Origin of the sequence: Rhodococcus sp. 66b (assembly GCF_002076325.1) — a bacterium.
Taxonomy (GTDB): Bacteria; Actinomycetota; Actinomycetes; order Mycobacteriales; family Mycobacteriaceae; genus Rhodococcus_F; species Rhodococcus_F erythropolis.
The window spans coordinates 71,850-91,877 of the sequence record NZ_MUZB01000012.1; the positions used below are offsets into that span (position 1 = coordinate 71,850).

The window sequence follows — 20,028 nt, forward strand, 5'->3', positions numbered from 1 at the left end:
TGACGGCCCGGGTAGCTGGAAGAATGCTTCGTCGTGGATACCGCTTTCGACCCCAGAGGCTTCGACCCGAGAACCGAGGATTCGGTGCCGTCGGTAATGCCGGACGATGCGACGGCAACGGGTGCTGACGTCGCCGTCGAGGCTGCGGAAACTCGGCTGACTGCAAGCGCGGTCCGGGAGTTGCTGGCAGCGCTCGGAGGAAGTATCGGCGACGAGGACGAACTCGTGGTTTTGCTCCAGCGCGCCGTCGAAATCGCGAACGACGCCATCGAGGGCGCCGACAGCATCGGCGTCACCATCGATCTGGCCGGGCAGACCTACACCGCCGTTCATACCGATTCGCGGACTCTGCGTGTCGACATCGAGCAATACGACGCCGGCGACGGACCATGTCTGCACGCCGCTCGAACCGGTGAAACCGTTGTCGTCGATGCCGAGACCAGCGCGGAACGCTGGCCGCGGTTCGCGGCGGCGGCGGCGAAGGACGAAGGGATCAAGTCCTTTCTCGCGGCGCCGCTCTTCACGCCGGATCAGCGACTGGGTTCGTTCAACCTGTACGGACGCGCCTCAGCGGCATTCGACCGCGTCGACGCGGATGTCATGGAGATTCTCACGACAACGGTCTCACGCGCGATCGGCGACTTCTCTCGTTTCAAGTCCGCCAAGGCGGTGGCTGATGCCTTGCAACGTGCGCTCGAGACCCGGGCGCCGATCGAACAGGCCAAAGGCATGCTGATGGCCATCCATCGGATCGACGCCGACACCGCATTTCACATGCTGCGCAAGCAGTCTCAGACGACGAATACCCGGTTGCGCGACGTGGCAGCCGAGATCGTCGAGACGTATTCGGCGCCGCCTACCGCTGTCTAGTTCGAGGGGGACCGACGTACAGCCTCGAGCGCGACGACGACGCCCGCGGCGACAACCACGTGCATCAGCGCGAGCATGACCGTGCTGGCGGCGTCGAAGTCCGCGGCAATGGTCAAAGCGATGGTGCCGAGCGCCACGACTGCACCCACGATCTGAGCGATGCGGATGATCGGCTCCCACTTCAGTGAGATCAACATTGCGACCGACAAACCGACCAGCAGTGGCACCACCGTCAATGTGATGACCCCACCAGGCGCGACGCTCGCCGGCTTTCCCTGATCTGTCATCTCGAAGGATCCGCCCAAAGCGAGGCCGATCAACCACAGGATCAGATTGACGACGAGAGCAATTACCGTGGCGCCGAGTACGGCACGTGGCTTGGTGACGTGGAGGTTGTGTGCGGTTGACGTGATTGCAGACATGGTGTTCTCCCGGCTCGATGCGATGGTCTTGTGACGTCGCTCTGGTGAATAGACCCGCCGGCGGGCAGAAACTCATCGCTGAGGTTGACTATTGCCCGTCGACGACGGGCACTGCGGTGCCGGTGACCGAGATACCGCCGTCGACTGGGATGTCGACCTCGAGCACACTGGGACGCCCGACGTGTCGGCCCTGGTGGATGGTGATCCGCCGCGGAGTGGCCGCGGGTTCGAGTTTGCGCAGGTAACCGCCGGTCGACGCCGCTGCGGACCCGGTTGCAGGATCCTCGACGATGTTTCCCACCGGAAACAGATTTCGGGCTTCGAAGGTGTTGTCGTCGAGGGGATGCAGGATTGTCACCGTGCCGGCCCACCCCTGCGCGTCCATCAGAATTCGCATTGCGGATGGATCGAAGGTGAACTCGTCGAATGTCGACTGATCACGAAGTACGACGATCGGGTGCGTGTTGCCGGCGTACGAGAGCATTGCGGGATACCGCGCGTCGAGCGCAGACGAATCGACGCCGATGAGCCCGAGCAGCGCTGTCAGCACGGCGTGATCGATCGGCGAGACCGACGGTTCGACGCTGGTGAAGGTCGCGGTCGACCTTCCGTCCTCGTCGGTCGCCGTGTCGATGGATACCGGTCCGATCGGTGTTTCGAATGTGAAGGTTCCGTCGCCGTCTCGCTCGGTGAGAGCGATGGCCGTCGCAATAGTGGCATGACCGCAGAACGGTACTTCGGCGATAGGGGAGAAGTACCGGATCCGGCTGTGGCGCGGGTTGCCTCCGAGTTCCGGTTCGATGAGGAACGCCGTCTCGGCATACCCGACTTCGGCTGCAACGGATTGTAATTCGGGGTCGTCGAGTCCGCGGGCGTCGAGCAGCACGCCGGCGGGATTACCGCCGGCCGGATCCGAACTGAACGCAGTCAGTCGGAGGATGTCGTGAGAAGTTGCCATGTCGACCATCTTTGTCCGCTGTCGTCCATCGGGGGAAGAGACATCGCGCGATTGCGGTCCGCGATCTTCGAACTGGACTGCCTCCGGAACAAACCGGCCGCACGGCGTCGTTGGTGCAGATATGAGCAATGACACAGACACCGACGACGCGTTGTTCGCACTCGTGGCCCAGGGAAAACAAGGCGTGCTGACAACCGTCAAGCGTGACGGCCGCCCACAGTTGTCCAACATCATTTACCGCTGGGACGTCGAGTCGAAGACGGCTTCCGTGTCCATCACAGCCGATCGCGCCAAGAGTAAAAATGCGATCCGCGATCCGCGGGTTTCCCTTCACATCAGCGCGCCCGACTTCTGGAGCTACGCCGTGATCGAAGGACTTGCCGTGGTGACACCCGTCGCGGCCGATCCTCACGACGAAGTGTCTGACGCACTGGTCGAGCTGTACCGGGACATCAGCGGTCAGGAGCATCCCGATTGGGAGGAGTACCGCGAAGCGATGGTTGCGGAGCGTCGACAGATCCTCACGGTGCGCGCTGATCACGTCTACGGAATGACGAGGCTCCCCAAGCCGTCCGGTACCTGAACTGCGTTCGTTCAGGTAGGGAGATAACGTTACGAGTTAATATGTAATGGTGAAAACCGAGTCTCCCGCCCGTATCGGACGACCACGCGACCCAGGCAAGGACGAGGCTGTGCTGCTTGCAGCTCGCACACTGCTGGCCGAAGTCGGGTATCAGCAGACGACCATTTCGGCGATTGCCAGGACTGCCGGTGTCAATACGCCGGCCATCTACCGTCGCTGGTCGTCACGGGAAGCCCTGATCGAAGAAGCAGTGCATGGACCGGGCGGACATCCGTTGCCTCGGTCGACCGGTGATTTGCGGGTGGATCTGACGACGTGGGTGCACATCTTCCTGGTTCGCGCTGCCCGACCCGCGGCGCGGGCCGGAGTTCCTGGCCTGCTTGCCGATTCGCGGACGGTGGAGGCGCGACAACGTCTATTGGCTATCGGTGCACCGGTTCGTGCAGCGTTTCAGGATCTGCTGGACGACGCGGTGGGGCGTGGTGAGATCCCGGCAGGTGCGGATGCGATGTTCTTGTTCGACCTGCTGGCCGGGACGACGACAATGCAGGGGTTGACCCGTGGGCTCGAGGGTCAGGACCGCTTTGTAGATGCCCTCGCACGATCTCTGTACGTCCTGGCTGCGCATCCGGCCGATGCCGTCGGGACGGAAGCGGTGGGGCAATGATCTCGGTTTCGGTGGACGGCGGCGTTGCCGTCGTGACCCTCGACAGGCCTGACAAACGGAATGCCTTCAACAAGCACATGGGTCGAGACTTGGGGCAGGCGTACCGAAAGCTCGACGAAGACGATTCCGTTCGCGTGATCGTGCTGACCGGTGCGCCACCAGCATTCTGCGCGGGTGCAGATCTTGGCGACGGCGCCGGCACCTTCGATTCACCTGACGGCGAGCAGTTTTCGTCATCACCGGTGGATCCGCCGGCGTTCGAGTTGCGAAAGCCGGTCATCGCAGCGGTGAACGGACATGCGATCGGAATCGGCCTCACCATCGCGATGCAGGCCGATATCAGGATCTTTGCAGCTGACGCCAAGTATGCAATTCCGCAGGTTCGCCTCGGTGTGTTGCCGGATGCGATGGCGCATTGGACGGTTCCGCGCATCGCCGGAATGGCTGTGGCCGCCGACATCCTTTTGACTGGAAGGACGTTCGACGGAGCCGAGGCAATCGCGCTCGGGTTGGGTAGCCGTTGCCTGCCCGCTGACGAAGTGCTTTCGGCGGCGTTGGTGATCGCCCGAGACATTGCGACGAACACTGCACCGATGTCGGTGGCGCTCTCGAAGCGACTGCTCTGGCAGAGCCAGAGCAGCAGCTGTCGACCAGAGACGGTGGCGGCCATCGAAACGGACCTGCATCTACGCGTCATGGGGAAGCCGGACGCGGTGGAAGGTGTTCGTGCATTAATGGAACGGCGCACGCCTGTGTGGGTTTCGCGCTTGTCCGCCGAGTGGCAGGAAATCCCGTCGGAATGATTCGGGAGCCTTGCGGAAAATCACACGCGGACGACTACGCGTCTCGCAGCAACTGTTCGAGACGATGTTTGCAGAACGCGGTGATATCCGTATGTTCGCCGAGTTGGAGATGCGTGGACAGGCGCAGGAGCGGAACAGCGAGCAGAACCGCAGCCAGTACCTCGTTGAACAAAAGGTTCTCGACCCTCCAGCCGGTCAGTTCCTCGTAGCGGGCAATGGTCTCTTCTCGGCTGGGAGTGCCTGGCAAAGGTGTGTGTCCCTCGAATTCGCTACACGCCCAATCGAGAAACAACAGCCAGGCGAGGTCGGCCTCGTGATCGCCGAGGTAGGCCATCTCCCAATCGAGAACCCCGGCGATCGACTGGTCCGGGCCGTAGAGGATGTTCGACATCCGGGCATCGCCCCAGCACAGTGTCACGTGTTCGGGTTGGTAGATGTTCTCCCTCAGCCAGGCCAGTGCTTTGTCGAATATCGGCGGTAGGTCCGGCGATGCCCAACGAACGGCCCAGTCGAGGTAGTTCACCGCCTGTTCGACCGGATGGGTGCCGAACTTGGGGTAGGAGAGGAATCCGAGTTCGAGCTTGTCCGGGTCCAAGCGATGAATCTGCGCAATCGTCTCGACGCATCCCCACCACATCTTCGCTCGGCCTGCCTCATCGGCTTCGAAGTATGTTCCGGCACTGTGATACGACGGAAAGTCGCTGGGCGCCTCGGCATTACCGATGCGGTCCATGACGTAGTAGGGGCTGCCGAGTGGGTTGTCACCGCTGTCGATCCACCGAACGTGGGGGACTGCGAGGTCGGACTTCGCGAGCCTTTGTGTCACGAGGAACTGGCGGCGGAGATCGTAGTCGGGGAACAGCGAAACCTCCGGTGGACGCCGGAAAACAAAACCACTCGACTCGCCAGTGGCGCCATCGAGGTCGAACAGGTATGTCTCCGTCGAGAATCCGCGTTCGGTGCGCTTGAAGTTGACGATCTTGGCGCCTCGAGTACCCGGAATGTGCTCCCGGACAAGTGGTTCAAGGGCGGGTGCGATGTCTTCTGCGGCTGTTCGGTCAGTCATTGTTCGTACCTGTCCGTGTGTTGCTCCAATCGGTGTACCCGTAGCGGGGATTCACGCCCATGAAGACCATTTCCACGAGCCCGTATCCGACTTTGTCTCCCATGCGGACCTCGCACAGCGTCTCGCTGAGCATGCTCACCTGCCGGATTTCATCGAGGTTCGTGATGTCGACGGTGAAGCTGTCGCTGAAGTCCTTGCCGCGGTACATGCCGGAGGCGTATCCCCGGTACTCGTCGTAACCGGCCAGTCCGGGCCAGAAATCGCACACCGGATTCACCTCGATCACGTCGGTGGTCCGGTCCGCTCGGTGCACGGTGAAAGTGCCGGATTCGACCACCCGCATGTCGTCACGGAATTTCAGGTCGTGCTCGACGTCGATGATCGGTAGCGCGTCCTTGCCGGAACCGATCGGGAAGAGCACCTCGCCCTCGAACTGCCAGCGCGCGCCGGTGCTGGTTTCGCGCTGCGCGAAATGCACTACCTCGTCGTCGAATTGGAATATCCCCATGTAATAGAGGACTCCGTCCGGAACCTCGGACGGCTGCAGGTTCGCGCCCTCGGACAGACTGCCGCCGCCACCGCCGTGTCGTACGCCCCACGAGTGATCGCGGCCGAACCACCAGTTGTCCGGATCGATGTCGATGCGGGTGCCGTCGATTTCGATCCAACCCGTGATGGTGCCGTTCTGGTAGAAGCGTCGGGCGTCTTCGCGAACGCGGCCGCGCGTGCGATGGAACGCTGCCGTCTGCTCGTACACCGGGAAGTCGCCGTGGAAGTCGAGTTGCAGGCTCAATCCGTGTTCGTTTGCGTCGACCGTGGAACGTACCTGGCGGAGTGGTTCGACGATTTCATAGGTGTACGGCCCCACACTCCACGCTGCCAGTCCTCCGGTCTGAGGGTTCAACTCGGTGGACAGGCGCACCACGCGGGCTTCCTCACCCCTGCGCGTCACCATCGCGTAGGCGTCGAGGACGTTGCGGTTCGGGTATTTGGCCAGTCCCGTCATGATGCTGATCTCGCCCGTTTTGTCGAAGCCGTACATCACGATGCGTTCGGTCCAGCGCAGGTCACTTTGGGAGACGTGGTCGAGTGTCGTCGGGAGTTGATGAATGAGTAGTTCGTCGTGCGGTGTGATCACAGTCGGTCCTTGTGTCGACGGAGTGGGGTGTTCACAATCTATTACGGAGCGCTACGCAACGTAATGGTTTTCGGCGAAACAGGTCGGGTACTGTCCGCAGTTGTGGACGAACGCAGAGATCGACGTATCGGCACCGTCGGAGTGGGGCGCCCTCGAGATCCGCAAGTGGACGACGCCATCCTCACCGCCGCCCGCGAGTTGCTGGCGGAGCAGGGTTACCAGAAGACCACGATCACAGCCATCGCGCGAAGGGCCGAATTGGGCACTGCCGCAATTTATCGGCGCTGGGCGACCAAGGAATCCATCATCGAGGATGCGGTCTTCGGAATGCAGGATGCGGCGCTACCGGTGACCACGTCGAATTTGCGTGACGACATGCAGGCCTGGACGAGATGGTTCCTCGCGAGAGTTGCCGAACCGGCAACGCGCGCAGCGATTCCCGGCCTGCTGTCGGCCTACCATCAAGAAGACGGCGCCTACGAACAACTGGTTCGGAGATCGGAAGACCCGGCCCGGCTCGCACTCGCCGAGCGAGTGCGTGTCGAATTTCCCGAGCGGTCCGACGCGGAAATCGTGTCGACCGCCGATGTGGCCTTCGACATTCTCGTTGCAACCACCATCGTGCGGGGCCTCACGAGTGGCCTCGCCGACGGTGACGCGTTCTGTGCGCGCACTGCGGACGCACTGGTTCTGCTGGTTACGTCGACGGGAACCGAGATCAGCCGGCAATGAGGGGCTGACCGAGGCGCTTCCTCCGGTCAGACGCTCGGTGCTTCGCCCACCCCCCACCTCGAGCGAACGGTACGTCGGTCGCCTCAGGTGCGCCGAAAGCCACTTTCGCTCAGGGGAGAGGCGGTGCAGAGCGAACAAATCGGACTCGCCGGCGGTGGTGAGAATGTATGAGTGGTCATACTTCTGTCGACTCCAGGGTCCTCCACAGTGTGGATCGCGTACCGTTTCCAGACATGGAATTGACTCGAGTAGCGGTGGGCAGTGGTTCGTGCACCGTTCGGATCGACGGGCCGGTCAGCAAGCATGCGGTACTCCTGCTCCCCGGCAAGGGCGACCCCGTCGACTTGTACGACGATGTGTGTGAGCGACTGCACCATTCGGATCTGCGGACCGTCGCGGTGGAATCGATCGAGAATCTCGACGAGACCTCGGCAGTGGTACTTCTGGACGAGTTGAACATCGCCTGGGTGAATCTGGTCGGTCACCGGGAGGGCGCCGATCTCGCGTGGCTGTTGGCTGCACGTCAGTTCGGCCGCTTCGCGAGTTTGATCGCCGTGGACCGTGGGCATCCGTCGGCCAGCGATATTGCCGGCGTACCGCCGGTCGAGGTTCCGACCACCGTAGTCGTGGGCAGTGGAGGTCGGGCCATCGCCGACGCCAGCGGTCGTTTCGTGTACTCCGACTTCCGCGTGACGGAACTTCCGGGTGTCGACGACGTCGTTAAGTCGGCACCGGCCGAACTCGCAACCGAGATCGTGCTGCGTACCAGCCCCTGGTGAAACTCTGACCTACGAAAAGGCGGGCACTCCCACTGCGCGGAGTGCCCGCCTTTTCGGCGTCATTAGGGCTGCGGGGCTCAGATGTCGAGGCCGAGCAGCGCGTTCTCGACCACTTCGGCCAGGGCCGGGTGGATCCAGTACTGGCCGCGTGCCATGTCCTGAGCTGACAAACCGAAGCTCATCGCCTGAATGAGCGGCTGGATGACGGTCGGAGCCTGCGTACCCATGACGTGGGCGCCGAGTATGCGTCCGGTGCCGCGTTCGGCGATCACCTTGCAGATGCCCTCCTGATCCTCCATCGCCCAGCCGTACGCGACGTCGCCGTATGCCTGCACCTTGACGGTGATGTCGAGTCCGGCGTCGCGAGCCTGCTTCTCCGTCATTCCGACGTCGGCGATCTGCGGGTCGGTGAACACGGCTGCCGGCACGAAGCGGTGATCGGTGCTGCGAAGCCCGGACGTGTCCTTCCAAGCGTCCTGGAGCAGGTTGTGCTGAACAACGCGCGCTTCATGGTTGGCGACGTGCTTGAGCTGGTACGGCGACGAGACGTCACCGAGTGCGAAGACGTCCTCGGCGGTGGTGCGTTGGTATTCGTCGACCACGACCGAGCCCTTGTCGTCGAGTTCAACGCCGGCCTTGTCGAGACCGAGTAGGTCACCGTTCGGCTGACGACCCACCGCGACGAGGAGAACGTCACCGGAAACGACTGTGCCGTTTGCCAGTTCGACGGCAATGTTGTCGCCGTCGCCGCGTACCGACGTGAGGGGGGAGCCCAGATGGACGTCCCACTTCTGTTCGGCCAACTCGGTGAAGCGCTCGGAGATCTCGTCGTCGAGGTGCCGCAGCAGTCTCTGGCTGCGACCGATGATCGACACGCGAGAACCCAACGCGGAGAACACGTGTGCGAACTCGGTGGCAATGAATCCTGAGCCGACGATCACCAGGTGCTCGGGAAGTTCGGGCAGTCGCATGATGTCTTCGTTGGTGTAGTACTTCACACCACTCGACGCGATCTCTTCCGGGATGATCGGACGCGAACCGGCAGCGATGACCACCTGGTCGGCGGTGATCGTCTCGCCGGTTCCGGTGTCGATCGTCTTGTCGCCGGTGAACGTGGCGTGGCCGCGGTAGACGGTGGTGTTGGGACTGTCTTCGCTGCGGTACCGCTCACCACCTGCAGAAATGGGATCGATGCGGCCGAAGACACGCTTGACGATGTCGGACCAACGGACGCCGTCGAGCGTGGCGTCGACGCCGTACTTCTCGGCAGTGGTGATGGTGCGTGCCACCTCGGCGGCGTAGACGAACATCTTGGTCGGGATACACCCGACATTGAGACACGTTCCGCCGAAGGTGCCCTCTTCGAGGATTGCGATCTTCTTGCCGTCGAACCGCTCGTCGGGCAGCGAGTTTCCGGATCCGCTGCCGATGATTGCAAGGTCGTAGTGCGTCACTGCGCGATCTCCTGTGTGTTGCTTGCTGTGCTTGCCGAACTTTCTGCGGCCGGAGTGAGGTGGCCGTCGAGCCACTCCAGCCACAGGTCGAGTTCGGAAAAGGCTGTGGCCAAGGGCTTCTCGGTCGAAAGAAACACGTCGTGACGGGCGCCGTCGATCGGGACGATGGTGGTGCGATCGCCGAGGCAACCCGCCCAGCGTGCGATCTGCTTGACGTCGAGAACGGAATCGGCGAGGTCGACGCTCGGGTTGTACGCCTTGGCGAACTGCGACTTCTTCGAGCGCAGAATCAGCGCAGGCACTCCGATGTCGAGGCCGCGGTGAAGTTTCGCGTGACCCGCTCGGACGGCCCGCATCCAGCCGAAGGTGACGGGGCAGCCGGCCAGCGGCTTCCAGTCGAGGTTGTAGTCCCACACTCCGTTTGCCGAAACATGAAGGCTGGAACCGTAAGTCGGTAGTCCGGTTCCCGGGATCACCGTCTTCGCCGATACCCGACCGAGGGCGTCGATCGCGGAGGTTCCCACGTTACGAACCACCGAGGGGCCCTGAAGATCGAACCAGGGGCTGTTGAGCACCAGCCCGCAGATTCCGGCGCCGTCGCTGCCACCGGGCTTGCGCTGCAAACGGTTCAGCCACAGCGGAACGATCAGACCTCCGGTCGAGTGCGCCATGAGCAGCACCTCGCTCCCGTCGGTCTCGCTGCGGACGATGCGCAGCGCCTCGTTCAGTTCGGCGTCGTAGAGCGCAAGGTCGGAGACGTAGTGCGCCGTGTGTCCCGGCTTGAGGGATCGCCCGCACTTGCGCAAGTCGAGTGCGAAGAATGCGTAGCCCTGCTCGGCAAAATGCTCGGCCAGGTGCTTCTGGAAGAAGTAGTCGGTGAATCCGTGCACGTACAAGACGGCACGACGTGTCTTCACCGCCTCCTTCCGCGGTTGGTAGCGGACCAGTGTTGCGTCCACCTCGCCTTCGCCGTCCGGATCCGTTCCGAGCGGGATCGTCAGCTGCTGATATCCGTCACCGAGGACGTCTGGAACCCAAGTAGTCACAAATCACAATCTAATCGTCGTTTCGGGTGCGCGTTGTAGAGCACAATTGGGGGTGGTGAACCGCGCGAGTACGCACGGGTAACCTATTCGGCGTAACACAGCAGGCGGATGCGCGCACGGCTAATGACAAGGAAGTCGATTCTCCAGTGTCGAATCAGAACGCGGTAGAGACGAAGACGGATGTAGTGCTCGTGGGCGCAGGCATCATGAGCGCCACGCTGGGTGCATTGCTGCGCCAGCTGCAGCCCGATTGGTCGATCTCGACCTTCGAGCGGCTCGATGCCGTCGCAGCCGAGAGCAGCGACCCCTGGAACAACGCGGGAACCGGTCACTCCGCCCTGTGTGAGCTCAATTACACCCCGGAGAACTCCGACGGCACGGTCGACATCAAGAAGGCCGTCAACGTCAACGAGCAGTTCCAGGTGTCCCGCCAGTTCTGGGCACACGCGGTCGAGCAGGGCGTCCTGACCCAGCCCAAGGAATTCATCAACCCCATCCCACACGTGAGCTTCGTTCACGGTGAGGCCAACGCCAAGTACCTGCGTGCTCGCTACGACGCACTTGCCGGCCACACGCTCTTCCGCGGCATGGAGTACATCGACGATCCGGCCGAGTTCAGCGAGCGTTTGCCGCTCATGGCCAAGGGACGCGACTTCTCCGATCCCATCGCCCTGAACTGGAGCCAGGACGGCACCGACGTCGATTTCGGAGCGCTCACCAAGCAGCTCATCGGCTACATCGGTAAGACCGGCGGCAAGATGTACTTCGGCCACGAGGTCACCAACCTGACCCAGAACTCGGACAAGTCCTGGACCGTCAAGGTCACCAACCGTCGCACCGGTGAAAAGCGCACCGTTCGCTCGCGCTTCGTGTTCGTCGGTGCCGGTGGCGGCGCCCTGCACCTGCTGCAGAAGTCCGGCATCAAGGAAGCCAAGGGCTTCGGTGGCTTCCCGGTCAGCGGTGCTTTCCTGCGATGCACCAACCCCGAACTCATCGACCAGCACAGCGCCAAGGTCTACGGCAAGGCTGCCGTCGGCGCCCCGCCCATGTCGGTGCCGCACCTCGACACCCGTGTCATCGGCAACAAGCCGGGTCTGCTGTTCGGCCCCTACGCCGGATGGTCGCCGAAGTTCCTCAAGCAGGGTCGCGTCACGGACCTGCCCGGCTCGGTCAAGCCGAACAACATCCTCTCGATGCTCGGCGTCGGCGTCAGCGAGCTCGGCCTGGTCAAGTACCTGGTCAGCGAACTCGCCAAGAACGAAGCCGGTCGCATCTGGGATCTGCGTGAATTCGCGCCCAAGGCGCAGGCTCAGGACTGGGAGCTCATCACCGCGGGCCAGCGCGTCCAGGTGATCCGCCGTGCCAAGGGCAAGGGCGGCGTCCTCGAATTCGGTACCGCTGTGGTCGCCGCTGAGGACGGCTCCATCGCCGGCCTGCTCGGCGCTTCGCCCGGTGCGTCCACGGCCGTCCCGGCGATGCTGGACGTCCTCGAGCGCTGCTTCCCGACCGAGTTCCAGGGTTGGAAGGGCAAGCTTCGTGAGATGGTTCCGTCCATCGGCGTCAAACTCACCGACAACGAAGGCCTGTTCAACCAGGTCTGGGATTGGTCCTCGAAGGTTCTCGAGCTCGATTCCGCTGGTGCTTCCGAATCGGCTCCGGTCGCGGATACCGTCGCGACTGTGTGATAGTCCAACCCATGACGGCAACAGCAGCTTTGAAGCGTTCATGGGCACTCGACCTCGACAACAAGACGTTCTACGAGTTGTTGAAGCTTCGAGTGGAGGTCTTTGTCGTCGAGCAGGCCTGCCCGTATCCCGAGTTGGACGGGCGGGACCTGCTGACGGAAACACGCCACTTCTGGCTCGAGCAGGACGGCCAGGTGGTGTGCACACTCCGTCTGCTCGAAGAGCACGACGACGGAAACAAGAGCTTCCGAATCGGACGCCTCTGCACGTCGCGTCAGGCTCGCGGTCAGGGCCACACGACCCGCCTCCTGCAGGCCGCACTTGCCGAGGTCGGCGAAGCGCCGTGTCGGATCAACGCCCAGACCTACCTGGTCGAGATGTACGCCAAGCACGGATTCAAGGCTGACGGCGAAGAGTTCATCGAAGACGGCATCCCGCACACCCCGATGCGCCGTGGCGGGGGAGAGCCTTTCGTGGCTGTCAGCTAGTTTGTCGGAGATTTGACCCTGGTCGGCTCGTGGAAAAGCGAGCCGACTAGGGTTTTTTCGATACCGAATGTTCGCGGGGAAGTCCTGTTCGATCCAGGCGCGGTCCCGCCACTGTGAAAGATCTCTCCTCTACCGACTGACCGGGAGATCTCAGCCAGGTTGCCGCGACATTCGAGTGCAGCCAAATTCTCGGCGAGGAAACCGAGAGGTGGAGGGATATCGACGTGCGAAGTGAAGAAGATCGACCAGTGGCGGGCTTTCCGTTCAGTGCTGTGGTCGGCCAGGATCAATTGCGGTTGGCGCTGATTCTGTGTGCTGTGCATCCGGGGATCGGTGGAGTCCTGGTCCGCGGTGAGAAGGGAACTGCCAAGTCGACGGTCGTGCGCGCGCTGACTGCGCTGCTGCCCGCGGTCGACGACGCCGGAACGACACGACCGGCCCGCTTGGTGGAACTGCCCGTCGGCGCCACCGAGGACCGAGTGATCGGGTCCATCGACCTCGAGAAGGTTCTCCGCGACGGTGAGCGCGCTTTCCAACCTGGACTGCTCGCCGCGGCTCACCAGGGAGTTCTGTACGTCGACGAGGTGAATCTGCTTCACGACCACCTGGTCGACGTGCTTCTCGACGCCGCGGCGATGGGTCGCGTTCACATCGAGCGTGACGGAATCTCCCATTCGCACCCGGCCAAATTCGTACTCGTCGGCACGATGAATCCCGAAGAGGGAGAACTGCGTCCACAGTTGTTGGACCGTTTCGGACTGGCGGTCGATGTCGCAGCTTCCCGCGACGTCGACGTACGCATGGAAGTGGTGCGTCGCCGGCTCGACTACGAGCGCGACCCCGAGGCGTTTGTCGCTCGGTACGAATCCGCCGATGAAGAGCTCGCGTCCGAAATCCTCACGGCGCGTGGGAAACTGGACTCGGTCGAGCTGAGCAACCGCGAGCTGCGTCGTATCGCCTCACTGTGTGCGTCGTTCGACGTCGACGGTATGCGCGCGGACTTGGTGCTGGCGCGCACCGCGACCGCCCACGCTGCCTGGCGAGGCGACAGTGAGGTCACTGCGGAGGACGTGCGAGTGGCTGCGGAACTGACGCTGCCGCATCGCCGCCGCCGCGATCCGTTCGACGAGCCCGGCCTGGATCAGCAGCAGTTGGACGATGCACTCGAGCAGGCCGATCAGGACGCCCAGTCGCAGGTAGAGGACGACGCGCGCGACGGAGAGCCCGAACCTCCCGAGAATCCCGAAGACCGTGGCCCTGACGAAGACCGTGGCCCGGAAGATGGTGGCCCCGAAGACGGCGGTCCTGAAGACGAGGGTCCGGACGACGACGGCCCGGAAGACCCTGACGGACCTGGTGGGGGAGTACGCGCTACCGATCGCCCCTCGGCGCCACCGGCCGGCGAATTCAAGGCCAAGCTCCTCGAGGTTCCTGGTGTCGGCGAAGGTGCACCGGGACGCCGCTCGCGGTCCATGTCGTCCCGTGGACGAGTCGTGCGGTCCACGCGGGAACGTGGCCACGGATTGCATCTGACGAGCACGGTCTTCGCCGCAGCCGAGTCTCAAGTTGCGCGCGGCCGCACTGCTGGACGGCTGCGGCTGGCACCTGCTGATCTCCGCGGCGCGATTCGTGAAGGGCGAGAAGGCAATCTGATCGTCTTCGTTGTCGACGCGTCGGGGTCGATGGCAGCACGCGACCGCCTCTCCGCGGTCACCGGTGCGGTTGTCTCGTTGCTCCGCGACGCCTATCAGCGCCGCGACAAGGTCGCCGTCATCACTGTGCGTGGTCGTGAAGCGGAGCTCGTACTGCCGCCGACCTCTTCGGTGGACATCGCCGTCCGTCGCCTGCAGTCGATGCGTACCGGCGGCAAATCCCCACTCGCAGAGGGATTCCTGCGTGCTCGCGAAGTGGTTCTGCGTGAACGGCTTCGTGACCCGCAGCGCCGCGCCCTCGTCGTCACGCTCACCGACGGCCGGGCTACCGGAGGTAAGGACGCGCTGCACCGCGCCCGCGTCGCCGCGCATCTTCTTGCCGACGCGTCCGTCGCTTCCATCGTCGTCGACTGCGAGACCGGCCTCGTGCGTCTGGGGCTGGCAGCCGAGTTGGCCCGAGAACTACGTGGCGGTTACGTCCGCCTTGCCGAATTGTCAGCGCAGCAGGTCGCGGGTGTCGTCCGCGCCGCAGCCTAGATCCCAGCTCAGGAGTTCACGATGCCCAAGGGTGTTCCCGAGACAGTTCCCGACGACGGTCTGACCACGCGTCAGCGTCGTAACGCGCCGGTACTTGCCGTGCACACCGGCCCGGGAAAGGGTAAGTCCACCGCCGCTTTCGGCATGGCGCTGCGTGCCTGGAATCAGGGGTTCGACATCGGCGTGTTCCAGTTCGTGAAGAGTGCCAAGTGGAAGGTCGGCGAGGAAGCCGCGTTCCGTGCGCTCGGAAACCTGCATGACGAAACCGGCGTCGGTGGGCCGGTGCAGTGGCACAAGATGGGCGAAGGTTGGTCATGGACACGCAAGGCCGGTAGCGAGGAAGATCATGCTGCTGCCGCTGCGGAGGGTTGGCAGGAGATCGCGAGAAGGCTTGCAGGCGAGGAGCATCGATTCTACGTCCTCGACGAGTTCACGTACCCGCTCAAGTGGGGTTGGGTGGACGTGGACGAGGTGGTGCAGACACTGCGCGATCGCCCAGGCAACCAGCATGTCGTCATCACGGGGCGTGACGCCCCGCAGGCGCTGATCGACGCCGCCGACCTCGTGACCGAGATGACGAAGATCAAGCACCCGATGGATGCCGGCCGAAAGGGTCAACGGGGCATCGAATGGTAAGTCCTTCCACTCCGGCCGTGGTGATCGCCGCTCCTGCCTCGGGTAGCGGAAAGACCACGGTGGCAACGGGATTGATCGGTGCGCTGCGACGGTCCGGTAGCAGCGTTGCACCCTTCAAGGTGGGGCCGGACTACATCGACCCGGGTTATCACGGACTCGCGGCCGGGCGGCCCGGACGCAATCTCGACACTGTTCTGGTCGGCCCGGATCGCATCGGACCGCTCTACCGGCATGGAACCGCCGGCTGTGACATCGCCGTGGTCGAAGGCGTCATGGGTCTGTTCGACGGAAAGATCGACGAGGCCAACTCGCAGCCGTCGGCGGAGGGATCGACGGCGCAGGTCGCGTCGATCCTCGGTTCGCCGGTAATCCTCGTGATCGACGCCCGTGGGCACAGTCAGAGTCTGGCCGCCGTACTCCACGGCTTCGCGACCTACGACGCAGGTGTGCGCATCGGCGGCGTCATTCTCAATCGCGTCGGGAGCGCTCGTCACGAGCAGGTGTTGCGTCATGCGTGCGACAAGGTCGGCGTCGCAGTGCTCGGAGTTGTGCCACGGTTGACGGAACTAGAAGTTCCCTCCCGGCACCTCGGTCTGATTCCGGCGGCCGAGCACGGCGCCGCCGCTGTGGCCGCAGTGGACGCGATGTCCGACTTGATTGCCTCGCACGTCGAACTGGATGCTGTTCGTGCACTGGCCGCCTCGAACGTGGGTGCAGCTGCATGGGATCCGGTTGCCGAGGTCGGCGCACATGCCGAGTCTCGTCCCGTGGTTGCCATGGCGGGCGGCCCTGCCTTCACCTTCGGCTATGCCGAGCACCGTGAACTCCTGACTGCTGCCGGCGCGGACGTGCAGGTGTTCGACCCGTTGCGTGACGAGCTTCCCGCGGGAACTGCTGCTCTTGTCCTTCCTGGCGGGTTCCCGGAAGAGCATGCGGTGGACCTCGCGGCCAATACCGTTCTGCTGCAGCAGGTTCGTGACCTGGCGGACGGCGGCGCACCGATCCACGCCGAGTGTGCCGGTCTGCTCTATCTCGCTCGCAGCTTGGACGGTCACAGCATGGCCGGTGTTGTCGGGGTGGATGCCACATTCGGGAAACGCCTGACCCTCGGGTACCGCGAAGCAGTGGCGATCAGCGATTCCACCCTCTTCGACGCAGGCTCCCGCGTCACCGGTCACGAGTTCCACCGAACGTCTCTCGTCTCGGCAGACGCGGACGGTTGCGGAAGTGCGTGGGGGTGGCGGCCCTGGGACGGCGGTAGTGTCCGCGAAGGATTTGTTCGCGGCGGCGTCCACGCGTCGTATCTGCACACTCATCCGGTGGGGCAGCCCGAATCGATCGCGAAGTTCGTCGATGCCGCACGGGGATGACCTCTGTATAGGCGTTGGATTCACGTCGAGCGCCACCGCGAAGGACATCGTCGCTGCGGTGAACGCGGTGCTGCAGGAGCGAGCGAGGATCGTGGTCCTCGCCACTGCGACCGGCAAGGCGGCGTCTGCAGCTCTGCTCGCTGCCGCCGATGAACTGAACGTCCCGATTGTGAGTTTCGACCCGGACGTACTTGGGCGAGTTCAGGTTCCGTCACCGTCGACTCGCGTCGAGCACGCGATCGGGACGGCAAGCGTCGCGGAAGCGGCGGCGATCCTCGCCTCCGGGGGCGGCCCGCTCCTAGTGGCCAAGACTGCCAGGGATGGAGTGACCGTGGCGGCGGCCCGTAAAGTTCCCTCCAGCTTGAACAATTCTGACGACGAAACGGAGTGCGAGTGAGCGAGTCCACCGCAGACGAGACCAACTACTTGGTCGGCCTCAACCTGACCGATCGACGTGTGGTCGTGTTCGGTGGCGGCACTGTGGCTCAGCGCCGACTCGGACTGCTGGTCGCCTCTGGTGCCCGTGTTCACGTCATCAGTCGCGCGTTCACTCCAGCCGTCGAAGGTATGGCCACGGCCGGGCAGATCACGGTCGAAGAGCGCCCGTACGCCGACGGCGACCTCGAAGGTGCGTGGTATGCCATCGCCTCGACCGACGAGCCGGAAACCAATGCAGCGATCGTCGCCGAAGCGGAGCGTCGCCACATCTTCTGCGTGCGCGCCGACAACGCGAAGCACGGCACCGCGGTAACTCCCGCCAGCGCCGAGTACGACGGTATGAGTATCGGAATTCTTGCCGGCGGCGATCACCGTCGTTCGGCAGCAGTCCGCACCGCGGTCGTCGAAGGTCTTCAGTCGGGCGTGCTCGCCGATACGGCCGAGCCGGCCGCTGCGGGCGTAGCTCTCGTCGGTGGTGGCCCCGGTGACCCCGACCTGATCACCGTGCGTGGACGCCGTTTGCTCGCACGCGCTGACGTCGTCGTGGCCGACCGATTGGCTCCGCCGGAGTTGCTCGCCGAACTGGGTCCGGACGTCGAGGTGATCGACGCCGCGAAGATCCCGTACGGCCGTGCCATGGCTCAGGAGGCCATCAACGCCGCGCTGATCGACAACGCGAAGGCAGGCAAGTTCGTGGTCCGCCTCAAGGGCGGGGACCCGTACGTCTTCGGGCGGGGATACGAAGAACTCGAAGCGTGTGCCGCTGCCGGCGTTCCGGTGACCGTAGTGCCCGGAATCACGAGCGCGATCTCGGTCCCGTCGGCCGCAGGCATCCCGGTGACCCACCGCGGCGTCACCCACGAGTTCGTCGTCGTCAGTGGTCACGTGGCTCCGGATCATCCGGATTCGCTGGTCGACTGGTCGGCACTGGCCAAGTTGCGCGGCACGATCGTGCTGCTCATGGCGGTCGAGCGCATCGATCAGTTCGCGAGGGCGCTCGTCGACGGTGGACGCCCGTCAACAACGCCGGTCACCGTGATCCAAGAGGGCACTCTGCGCACCCAGCGTGAACTTCGGGCCGATCTGGCGACCGTTGCTCAGCGCGTCAAAGACGAGGAGATCAAGCCTCCGGCGATCATCGTGATCGGGCCGGTCGCGGGCTTTTCCGTCGACGCTGGGTAACGTGAAGTCTTGTGTCTGATTCCCCAACATCTGAAACCGCTTCGGCGAATGCCCCGGTAGCGACTCGAGTCATCGGGCTCGCCATCATCGTCCTGAGTGGTTTGCAGATGATGGTGGTGCTCGACGGCACCGTCGCGAACCTCGCGCTGGCGCCATTGCAGGCAGACCTCGGGCTGAGCGACAGTGGTCGTAATTGGGTGTTGACCTCGTACGCGCTTGCGTTCGGTGGGCTCATGCTCCTCGGCGGTCGCCTCGGTGACGCGTACGGGCGCAAGAAGATGTTCATCGCGGGAGTCTCGCTGTTCACGGTGGCGTCGTTGCTCTGTGGTCTCGCCCTGAACGAGGGCATGTTGATCGCGGCGCGGGCGCTTCAAGGTGTCGGCGCAGCCGTAGCGTCGCCCACCGCCTTCGCACTTGTTGCCACGACTTTCGCCGCGGGTCCGGCTCGTAATCAGGCCATCGCGATTTTTGCCGCCATGACGGGCGTCGGATCGATCGCCGGTCTGATCATCGGCGGCGCATTGACCGAGGTGTCGTGGCGTCTGATCTTCCTCATCAACGTCCCGATCGGCATCGCGCTCGTCGGCATGGCGTTCCGCGCCCTTCGCGAGACGAATCAGACGCGTCTGGCTTTGGATGTCCCCGGCGCGATCCTCGCGACCCTCGGTTGTACCGGTGTTGTTTTTGCTCTCACCGAAGGCCCGGAAATGGGATGGGGGAGTATCGCCGTCATCGGTGCATTGGCGGCCGGATTGGTCGCCCTCGCCGCCTTCCTCTTCGTCGAGCGAACTGCGGACAACCCGCTCTTGCCCTTCTCGTTGTTCGCCGATCGCAACCGTGTCGCGACGTTCCTCGCCATCTTCTTCGTCGGTGGCGCGATGTTCAGCATGACGGCCTTCGTCGCACTGTTCGTGCAGGACATCATGCAGTATTCGCCGTTGCGTGCCGGTATCGCGTTCATTCCGTTCGCGTTCGGATTGGGCGCCGCCGCGTCGGTTGCTTCCAAGCTCGCCGTAAAGGTTCAACCCCGTTGGCTGGTCCTCACCGGCGTCGTGATCATGATCGTCGGACTCCTCTACGGATCTACTCTCGATTCCGATTCCACCTACCTGGCCAACTTGTTCGTGCCCGTGATCGGGATAGGATTCGGTATCGGCCTCGCGATGGTGCCGTTGCCACTGTGCGCGATCGCCGGTGTCCCGGAGACCGAGATCGGCCCGCTGACGGCCATCGCTCAGGTTGCCCAGACGCTCGGTGGACCACTGGCGCTGTCGGTGATCGGTGCGATGGCGACGTCGAAGACGCTCTCGCTCGGCGGCACTTCGGGCAAGGCCGCGGACATGAATCCGGCGGAATTGATCGCACTCGGAGAGGGATACACCTTCGCGCTTGTGGGCTGCGCGGTCTGCGCGGTGTTCGCCGGTATCGCGGCGCTGTGCATCAGGTTCACACCTTCTCAGGTAGCCCAGGCTCAGGCTGCGGAGAAGGCAGCTCAGGGAATCGCCTGATCAGTCCTGTTTTT

General features: G+C 63.6%; 20 protein-coding genes. 14 read left to right on the forward strand and 6 right to left on the reverse strand.

The features are described 5' to 3' along the window. Positions 1-33 precede the first annotated feature (33 nt). Positions 34-870, forward strand: coding sequence for a GAF and ANTAR domain-containing protein (locus B0E55_RS22095; protein WP_080910473.1), 837 nt, complete (start codon positions 34-36; stop codon positions 868-870). On the opposite strand, the gene B0E55_RS22100 is transcribed toward B0E55_RS22095, so the two are convergent. Both B0E55_RS22100 and B0E55_RS22105 read right to left on the reverse strand, forming a co-directional pair. Beyond that, positions 867-1,292: a DUF6069 family protein gene (locus B0E55_RS22100; RefSeq protein WP_029255162.1), complete on the reverse strand. Its 426-nt coding sequence runs from the start codon at positions 1,290-1,292 to the stop codon at positions 867-869. The two genes, B0E55_RS22095 and B0E55_RS22100, sit on opposite strands and share 4 nt — an antisense overlap. 88 nt (positions 1,293-1,380) lie before the next feature. Continuing rightward, entirely contained in the window at positions 1,381-2,250 is an 870-nt protein-coding gene (locus B0E55_RS22105; RefSeq protein WP_230091136.1) for a PhzF family phenazine biosynthesis protein, read from the reverse strand. Between the two features lie 121 nt (positions 2,251-2,371). Between B0E55_RS22105 and B0E55_RS22110 the strand changes: the two genes are divergently transcribed. From B0E55_RS22110 to B0E55_RS22120, 3 genes are read left to right on the forward strand one after another with little or no spacing between them, the layout of a single operon-like run. Beyond that, on the forward strand, positions 2,372-2,833 hold the full coding sequence (locus B0E55_RS22110; protein WP_080910474.1) for a PPOX class F420-dependent oxidoreductase: 462 nt from the start codon (positions 2,372-2,374) through the stop codon (positions 2,831-2,833). A gap of 49 nt (positions 2,834-2,882) precedes the next feature. Then, on the forward strand, positions 2,883-3,500 hold the full coding sequence (locus B0E55_RS22115) for a TetR/AcrR family transcriptional regulator (protein WP_241896120.1): 618 nt from the start codon (positions 2,883-2,885) through the stop codon (positions 3,498-3,500). Further along, entirely contained in the window at positions 3,497-4,303 is an 807-nt protein-coding gene (locus tag B0E55_RS22120) for an enoyl-CoA hydratase/isomerase family protein (RefSeq protein ID WP_021333016.1), read from the forward strand. The genes B0E55_RS22115 and B0E55_RS22120 overlap by 4 nt, the downstream gene beginning before the upstream one ends. A gap of 34 nt (positions 4,304-4,337) precedes the next feature. Here the strand turns inward: B0E55_RS22120 and B0E55_RS22125 are convergent, their stop codons facing one another. Both B0E55_RS22125 and B0E55_RS22130 read right to left on the reverse strand, forming a co-directional pair. Next, a complete protein-coding gene (locus tag B0E55_RS22125) occupies positions 4,338-5,369 on the reverse strand; it encodes a phosphotransferase family protein (RefSeq protein WP_021333015.1) in 1,032 nt (343 codons plus the stop codon). Then, entirely contained in the window at positions 5,362-6,507 is a 1,146-nt protein-coding gene (locus B0E55_RS22130) for a hypothetical protein (RefSeq protein WP_080910476.1), read from the reverse strand. The genes B0E55_RS22125 and B0E55_RS22130 overlap by 8 nt, the downstream gene beginning before the upstream one ends. A 102-nt stretch (positions 6,508-6,609) precedes the next feature. On the opposite strand from B0E55_RS22130, the gene B0E55_RS22135 reads away from it, so the two are divergent. Then, the gene (locus B0E55_RS22135; protein ID WP_241840937.1) at positions 6,610-7,239 is read left to right on the forward strand and encodes a TetR/AcrR family transcriptional regulator; all 630 of its coding nucleotides are present in this window, start codon (positions 6,610-6,612) and stop codon (positions 7,237-7,239) included. Positions 7,240-7,472: 233 nt separating this feature from the next. After that, complete coding sequence (locus tag B0E55_RS22140; protein ID WP_003942671.1) at positions 7,473-8,018, forward strand: alpha/beta fold hydrolase; 546 nt, start codon at positions 7,473-7,475, stop codon at positions 8,016-8,018. A 77-nt stretch (positions 8,019-8,095) separates the two neighbouring features. On the opposite strand, the gene mtr is transcribed toward B0E55_RS22140, so the two are convergent. After that, entirely contained in the window at positions 8,096-9,472 is a 1,377-nt protein-coding gene (gene mtr, locus B0E55_RS22145; protein ID WP_080910477.1) for a mycothione reductase, read from the reverse strand. After that, positions 9,469-10,518 carry an alpha/beta hydrolase gene (locus B0E55_RS22150; protein ID WP_019748039.1) on the reverse strand — a complete coding sequence of 350 codons (1,050 nt, stop codon included), beginning with the start codon at positions 10,516-10,518 and terminating at the stop codon, positions 9,469-9,471. The genes mtr and B0E55_RS22150 overlap by 4 nt, the downstream gene beginning before the upstream one ends. 146 nt (positions 10,519-10,664) lie before the next feature. Between B0E55_RS22150 and mqo the strand changes: the two genes are divergently transcribed. The 8 genes from mqo (at position 10,665) to B0E55_RS22190 (ending at position 20,014) form a co-directional block, all read left to right on the forward strand. Beyond that, positions 10,665-12,203: a malate dehydrogenase (quinone) gene (mqo, locus tag B0E55_RS22155; RefSeq protein WP_020907417.1), complete on the forward strand. Its 1,539-nt coding sequence runs from the start codon at positions 10,665-10,667 to the stop codon at positions 12,201-12,203. A gap of 11 nt (positions 12,204-12,214) precedes the next feature. After that, complete coding sequence (locus tag B0E55_RS22160; protein WP_003942808.1) at positions 12,215-12,691, forward strand: GNAT family N-acetyltransferase; 477 nt, start codon at positions 12,215-12,217, stop codon at positions 12,689-12,691. Between the two features lie 224 nt (positions 12,692-12,915). Continuing rightward, positions 12,916-14,880: a magnesium chelatase subunit D family protein gene (locus B0E55_RS22165; protein ID WP_080910478.1), complete on the forward strand. Its 1,965-nt coding sequence runs from the start codon at positions 12,916-12,918 to the stop codon at positions 14,878-14,880. Positions 14,881-14,901: 21 nt separating this feature from the next. Further along, positions 14,902-15,516, forward strand: a complete 615-nt coding sequence (cobO, locus tag B0E55_RS22170) for a cob(I)yrinic acid a,c-diamide adenosyltransferase (RefSeq protein ID WP_019748043.1) — start codon at positions 14,902-14,904, stop codon at positions 15,514-15,516. Next, positions 15,510-16,886 (forward strand): cobyrinate a,c-diamide synthase, encoded by a 1,377-nt coding sequence (locus tag B0E55_RS22175; protein ID WP_020969387.1) that lies wholly within the window; start codon positions 15,510-15,512, stop codon positions 16,884-16,886. Before cobO ends, B0E55_RS22175 begins: the two co-directional genes overlap by 7 nt. After that, on the forward strand, positions 16,870-17,283 hold the full coding sequence (locus B0E55_RS22180) for a cobalamin biosynthesis protein (RefSeq protein ID WP_080910479.1): 414 nt from the start codon (positions 16,870-16,872) through the stop codon (positions 17,281-17,283). Before B0E55_RS22175 ends, B0E55_RS22180 begins: the two co-directional genes overlap by 17 nt. Next, the gene (cobA, locus tag B0E55_RS22185) at positions 17,280-18,506 is read left to right on the forward strand and encodes a uroporphyrinogen-III C-methyltransferase (protein WP_019748046.1); all 1,227 of its coding nucleotides are present in this window, start codon (positions 17,280-17,282) and stop codon (positions 18,504-18,506) included. The genes B0E55_RS22180 and cobA overlap by 4 nt, the downstream gene beginning before the upstream one ends. Before the next feature lie 11 nt (positions 18,507-18,517). After that, entirely contained in the window at positions 18,518-20,014 is a 1,497-nt protein-coding gene (locus tag B0E55_RS22190) for an MFS transporter (RefSeq protein WP_019748047.1), read from the forward strand. The last annotated feature ends 14 nt before the right edge of the window (positions 20,015-20,028 follow it).